Here is a 6,000-nt window from a genome sequence, read left to right as displayed (position 1 = left end):
AGGTTGTTACTAGGTCTCCACCGTCAGTAGTGACCGCTTCCAATTCCTTACTGTTGACTGTGACCGCTTTACCATCGGCGTTGGTGATAGTCTCACCTTCAGACACCAATATCGTCGCTTTTTTGCCGGTCCAGCCAGAATCGCCGAGATACGAGTTGGCTTTTTTACCAAATAAAACGCCATCTTCACTATACAAATCTATTAACACTGCTCCATCGGCATCAAAAACCAAATCACCGTCATTATCAGTTACGGGCTTCCCTATCAACCCGGCGTTAGTGATTAAGCGTTTACCAGTATCATCAATTAAATAGCCCTCACTATCCATGAGGGGAAAACTTACTGAACTCAGGTTGAACTCCCCGGTATCATTAACAACAGGGGATAAACTGCTATCAACAAGTTCCATCCGCTTTTCACCGGTAGGCAGACCGTTTTCTATTAGTCCAACTAAAACTCGGCCAGATTCATCCCTAATTAATTTACCTGTAGTATCTAATATCGGTCGAGTGGTTTGAGTGTACAATTTAATATAAGGGTTGATTTGATTACTGTTTTCGTTAAGTTTATCGCTTTCTGGTGGCTTATAAATGTCGCTGCCATTTTCATCATTACAACCAGTCAAACTAATAGCCAAAATAACTGCGATCGATACTGCCAATTTGCTCTTGTTCATAGTTAAAAAATTCCAATATTTAACAGATATATAAGAAGTAAATATTTCATGAAACAAATCTAAACAAATATCAAATCAATTAGATTGAATAAAAAAACTTTTGATATGAAAATATGTTAAAAGAAATTTTCCACGAACTTGGTTTTACTTGTAAGAAATTATCTCTTTAATGTTTGGATTAACATGGCATCTTTTTTTTAAGTAAAATTAGTTATGCAAAATTAAGTAAATAATCAAATGTAATTAATAATAAAGGTGATATAGAGGAGTTTAGTCAGACTTTGTGGTGCAGCAGAGCTCCGTGAATGTAAGGTATAAACAAGAGGAGCTGTTTTGCAAAAGCTGAGGTTATCAGATGTTAGAGTTTGCGATCATGTCATTAAACGCAGCAACAGCTTTTTGGCTATCTTAAGGGCGCGTAGGCCTGCCTCACTACTTAAAATGACATGTGTAATTTGCTCGTTTCACTGAACCACGTGAGAGCATATGAAAAGGGCATTCCAATTTTTCTTAATATTTCCAAATAGATACTTCTATTAAAGATTGAACAGCGTGACCAGTCTCATAGTTTAGACGGTAACAATCTCAAGAATAATCATATGTGTTTAATTGCATTAATTGGTGAGGTAGATTGATTGCTCAATGGCTGTAGCGTTGGTCGGGTGCGCATTTCGGTGTATTACCCGATAGTTACATGGAAAAATTAAATGATGGATACATATTAATGAGTAGAGCCGCAAAAAGGTTGTTTTTCTTTTCACTTATGTTCTTGGTTGCCTGTTCCTCGACCCAAAGTACTTTAATAAGTAGTGCAGATAGTGGAGATATTGAAAGCCAAGTAGAAGTTGGGATTAATTATTATTTTGGTAAGAATGGTTTTGAAGAAGACAAAGTAAAGGGCGAAGAGTACTTAATTATTGCCTACGAACAAGGCAGCGCAGCAGCTGCTTTCAATTTGGGTTCTATTAACCAGAAAACGGAAAAATACGAAATTGCTGCAAAGTACTATAAAACAGCCGCTGATCTGGGGGATTTTCGTGGTCAAGATAATCTCGCCATTCTATATATGCAAGGTTTCGGTGTAGAAAAAGACTTTATTAAAGCTGAACAGCTCTTGCTAAAAGCTTTAGATAACGGTAGCAAAATTAGTAATAGGCTGTTAGGAATTTTATATAAAGAACAGTCGAATAGTGACAAGCAACTTCAATACAACCTAGCATTTTTGAACCAAGATTATACTGGTTGGGACAAAGAGAAAATAGGTCCACTCGCATCGGAACTTATGGTTCTCTATAAGCAAAAAGATCAGCAAGAGCAGGCTTACGTTTGGGGTGCTTTAGCAACGATTATGGGTGCATATGACTCACCGGCTAGGCAAGATGAACGTGAGTTGTTCGAAGAGGTAACTGGAACTTTGAGCGAGGATAAGCGCAAAGAACTCGCGAAATCAATCGTAACAGAACACTATGATCTGATAGATAGACACCAATATTTCTTAAAACGGAACGAATATAAGCAGTTGGCTCCTGGAGTATATGAGTTCGCTAACAGAGGCGACCTTAAATTTATCGGGTATTTTATGCATAAAAACAAGGAGCAAGTTCAGGCTATAAATTACTTTAAAACTAAAGATACCTATGATTTTAAAGTGAATTTGGCGATTAATAAAATTATTTTGGCGCGTTCATATGGCGATTTCTCAGCTTTATATTTACAGAACAGTCTGGCAAAAAGCCAACTCGAAGAGGCGATAAGCATTCTTGATCCGCTTGATAATGATAGTCTTTCGACGCTAAAGGAAACAACGAGTAGAAAGTTAACAATTTTAACCGATATATATGAATACCAGTTTGCTGAAGCCAAACGCGCTCGCAACGAAAATAAGAAAAGCTAAAAAGTTTGTCTATTAGTTAGGTAGGCATGACGCATAAGGAAAAGACGCTTATTTGATAGAGTCGAGGGGGAAGAACTAGTTACCCCCCCTTAATTCTAGTATTTACGCAGCAAGATGCTTATTTTTTATGTGCCTTGCTTTATTTCTTTTTACGCCTTAGTTGCGCGTTAAGTTTGGGAAGTACTAATGAAATCAGTTGGTAAAATTATAGGAATTCTATTCTTGAGCATGGGGATAATATCTTGTGCAAAAATGCCGCAAGAAAAACTCGAAGATGCATTTTCCAATGTTAGCATCGGAGATTCGACTGCCACAGTTTTACAGCAGTTCAAGCAGCTAGGTCTTTCTTGCCATATAATTGAGGACTTGGAACAAAGAGGGATCCAAGTAGGGGGTGATGAAGCTGATGATCAGGTACCTCAAGGTCAGGTGTTTTATCAATGTGCTGTTGAAACTAATCAAGCGGGTTGTTTACACACTGGGGGAGCACGCTTTGTTTCTGAGAATCAAAAAATAGTACATATCGTGCAGGGTGTTTATCGTTCTAAGGTTTGCTTTTAGTATGTATAAGTAGTTACTCCCTTAATCGCAAGGGAGTAACGAGACTATGCGTTAATTTTGGTGTTACCTAAGGTGATTTTTTGGTCCGCTCTGAACTCTTGTCTGCAACATTTGCTATTTGCAGAACGTTTTAATGTAGAGCACTTCTACTTTGTCTCTTGCCCACTGCGTGCGGCGCAAAAACTTAAGCGATGACTTAATCGACGGGTTGTTGTAGAAGCAGTTTAACTGGATCTCGGAATCTAAGCCTTTCCACCCATAATGTTCTTGTAAACGCACGAGAATTTTCTCTAGGGTCAAACCGTGCAGTGGGTTATTTGGTTGTTCTTGGCTCATCTAGAGTATTCCTAAAGTACTGTATCATCCGCTAGTCTAACATAGTACGGGTTAGAGATTGCATTAAACGCTTTATCAAGGCTTTGTGTATTGCGGATATAGGGCTGCCGCTGACAACCCCACTTCAGTTGTTTCAATATTGTTGGTTAGTCCGCTTCGGTAATCCTTTCACCTTTGCTAAGCAAAAGTAAGATTCAGTACGCTCAGTATTAAATATCGCTTGGCATCATATGCATGCAGACACTATCCTAATCACTTACATAAAATATTGTTGGTGAGGAGAGTCTATGAATTTTATTGAGGGCGTTTTGCATATTGAGTCTTTCCTTGCAGTGACTTTGGGGATTATTGTCCTCTTCTTGGGTAGACGGTTGACTCAAGCCAGTCATTTTTTAAAAGAGTTTAGTATTCCCGAGCCTGTCTCCGGCGGTATTCTGGTCTCTATTCTGTTTGCCGTTGTTCACTATATCTTCAGCGTTGATGTTCAGTTTGACTTGGCAACCCGAGATCTACTTTTAGTCTACTTCTTTACCACCATTGGTATAAATGCCAGTTTGAAAGACCTACTCAAAGGTGGCAAACCTTTAATCATCTTACTAGTGATCACCATAGGTTATATGTTGATTCAAAATGCCACAGGGATTGGTATGGCCGTCTTGCTTGGTCAACCTGAAGCGGTTGGTATGCTTAGCGGGTCGGTGTCACTGATTGGTGGTCATGGCACCGCCATTGCTTGGTCGCCTAGGATTGCTGAAATGTTTGATCTAAATACCGCAATGGAAATAGGGGTCGCCAGTGCAACGTTTGGTCTGATTTTGGCAAGTTTGATGGGAGGTCCGATTGCTAAGTATCTGATCAACAAACACCAGCTTAAACCAGTAAAAGTTGAAAAGATGGATGTAGGTACGGCAAAAGATAAGCCGCAACCCTCGATAAATGCTTACGATTTTCTCGATGCTATGTTGGCTATTCACCTGTGTATCATTCTCGGTGCAGTGCTAAATGAAGGGATTAGCGAACTAGGTTTACAACTGCCTTTATTTGTCTCTTGTTTGTTTGCCGGTATATTAATTTCTAACTTAATTCCAGATTCTTACCCTAGATTAACAGGGACTCGCTGGCCAAGTCGCCAACCAGCGGTTGCCTTGATAGCGGATATGGCGCTTGGTGCTTCTTAGCTATGTCGTTAATGAGCATGCAGCTTTGGGCACTGGTAGACTTAGCAGGACCCATTTTTGCTATCTTAGGGGCTCAGTTTATTGTGGCGATAGCCATTGCTGTATTCGTTGTTTTTCCGTTAATGGGTAAAACTTATGACGCAGCGGTAGTGTGTTCGGGCTTTGGAGGGATCTCTTTGGGGTCAACCCCGACGGCAATGGCCAATATGTCGGCAGTGGCGCAAAAATATGGCAATTCGCACCAAGCCTTTATTATTGTTCCCTTGGTCTGCGCATTTTTCATTGATTTGGCGAATGCGCTGATCATTCCATATTTCTTAACTCTGATTGCCTAGCGCAAAGGATGGTAGAAGCTAGCGAGTTTCAGTTTCAGTTTCGGGGAAGGCGCTAACTTTGTTTAGGCAATTCCCGAGATTGAAAACAAGTGTCGCCCAAAACCATTTTTATATCGATAAATGCAAGTTCGATAGCGCAGTGTAATGGATATTCATGCTTCTCCACCTATAAGTGGATGTACTAATACCGTTCTAAAATTTGTTGATATTGGCTTTGGCCTGAACTGTCTTTTTTCTTGAGAAGATCCAGCCCTCTTTGGAGTTTCTCCACTACTTCTCTATCCGTGTTGCGATTCACGCAAAGTAAATACTGCCTTCTTGGAGGATATAAATAGTTTCAAATAGACTTGGGTCCACGCCAGCTTGTTTCGACCACCAATAAGCACCACGTTCGCCATAAACGAGTAAATCGATACGTTTTTTCATTAGCTGCTCAACAAGCACAGTAGCGTGTGTCCCTTCTTGCATGGAATATCTCGGTATACCGAGTTCAAGTAGAGTTTGCTCGCCTATACCGTCTCTTATTACACCGATGCGGTAGTTGGCCATCTGTATCGGGTCGTCAATTTTAATGTTGGAATCTTTGCGTGCTAGAACGACAAGTTTCACATCGACAATAGGACCAACCCACTGAAACAAGTTTTCTCTATGAGCCGACCGAGTGGTAGAAAAAAGAACCGAGTTTTTTTGCGTTAACACAGTGCTGTAAGACAAGGACCAAGGTTGAAGAGTTAGCTGAGATTCCGATATAGGCTCGCCAACTAGGGCGCTGGCTTGCATAAGGATCTCAACCGAGTGTCCCGCTATTTTGCCGTCTTTTTGAAAATTGGCCGGTGGGTATTCCTCGGTATAAAAGGAAACCTCTCTCAGGTCGTTTTGGCTGCTTTGTACGTTAAAAGATACCAACCATACCGCAAGGATGACCAGTACATGACCGATAGAATTACTTTGCATCACACATCTCTCGTTCCAAAAGCTATCTAATACTAAAGTTAGTCCACAGATGACGAGTTCAAAAGG

The 6,000-nt window shown here is 40.4% G+C and carries 4 protein-coding genes and 2 pseudogenes; 3 read left to right on the top strand and 3 right to left on the bottom strand.

The window, feature by feature from the left end:
• Positions 1–676: hypothetical protein (locus BLO31_RS22385; protein ID WP_139159089.1), on the bottom strand; the 676-nt coding region annotated here is incomplete at its 3' end.
• A 694-nt stretch (positions 677–1,370) separates the two neighbouring features.
• On the opposite strand from BLO31_RS22385, the gene BLO31_RS22380 reads away from it, so the two are divergent.
• Both BLO31_RS22380 and BLO31_RS22375 read left to right on the top strand, forming a co-directional pair.
• The gene (locus BLO31_RS22380; RefSeq protein ID WP_084660001.1) at positions 1,371–2,570 is read left to right on the top strand and encodes a tetratricopeptide repeat protein; all 1,200 of its coding nucleotides are present in this window, start codon (positions 1,371–1,373) and stop codon (positions 2,568–2,570) included.
• 186 nt (positions 2,571–2,756) lie between these two features.
• Positions 2,757–3,131 carry a hypothetical protein gene (locus tag BLO31_RS22375; RefSeq protein ID WP_070972163.1) on the top strand — a complete coding sequence of 125 codons (375 nt, stop codon included), beginning with the start codon at positions 2,757–2,759 and terminating at the stop codon, positions 3,129–3,131.
• 114 nt (positions 3,132–3,245) lie between these two features.
• Here the strand turns inward: BLO31_RS22375 and BLO31_RS22370 are convergent, their stop codons facing one another.
• On the bottom strand, positions 3,246–3,467 hold the full coding sequence (locus tag BLO31_RS22370) for a VF530 family protein (RefSeq protein ID WP_070972159.1): 222 nt from the start codon (positions 3,465–3,467) through the stop codon (positions 3,246–3,248).
• A gap of 287 nt (positions 3,468–3,754) precedes the next feature.
• On the opposite strand from BLO31_RS22370, the pseudogene gltS reads away from it, so the two are divergent.
• Positions 3,755–4,980: pseudogene (gene gltS, locus BLO31_RS22365) on the top strand (sodium/glutamate symporter).
• Between the two features lie 181 nt (positions 4,981–5,161).
• Here gltS and BLO31_RS22360 read toward each other — a convergent pair.
• Positions 5,162–5,934, bottom strand: a pseudogene (locus tag BLO31_RS22360) (substrate-binding periplasmic protein).
• Positions 5,935–6,000: the final 66 nt, after the last annotated feature.

The sequence above is a fragment of the Vibrio sonorensis genome (genome assembly GCF_001854765.1).
In the GTDB taxonomy this organism is placed as follows: Bacteria; Pseudomonadota; Gammaproteobacteria; order Enterobacterales; family Vibrionaceae; genus Vibrio; species Vibrio sonorensis.
Note: the sequence above shows the minus strand (reverse complement) of the source record. Positions and strands in the feature narration are given on the sequence as shown.

What these genes read in the sequence shown, in the direction of transcription:
- BLO31_RS22380 (WP_084660001.1), top strand. Translation starts at nt 1,371, where the DNA reads ATGGAAAAATTAAATGATGGATACATATTAATGAGTAGAGCCGCAAAA.
- BLO31_RS22375 (WP_070972163.1), top strand. Translation starts at nt 2,757, where the DNA reads ATGAAATCAGTTGGTAAAATTATAGGAATTCTATTCTTGAGCATGGGG.
- BLO31_RS22370 (WP_070972159.1), bottom strand. Translation starts at nt 3,467, where the DNA reads ATGAGCCAAGAACAACCAAATAACCCACTGCACGGTTTGACCCTAGAG.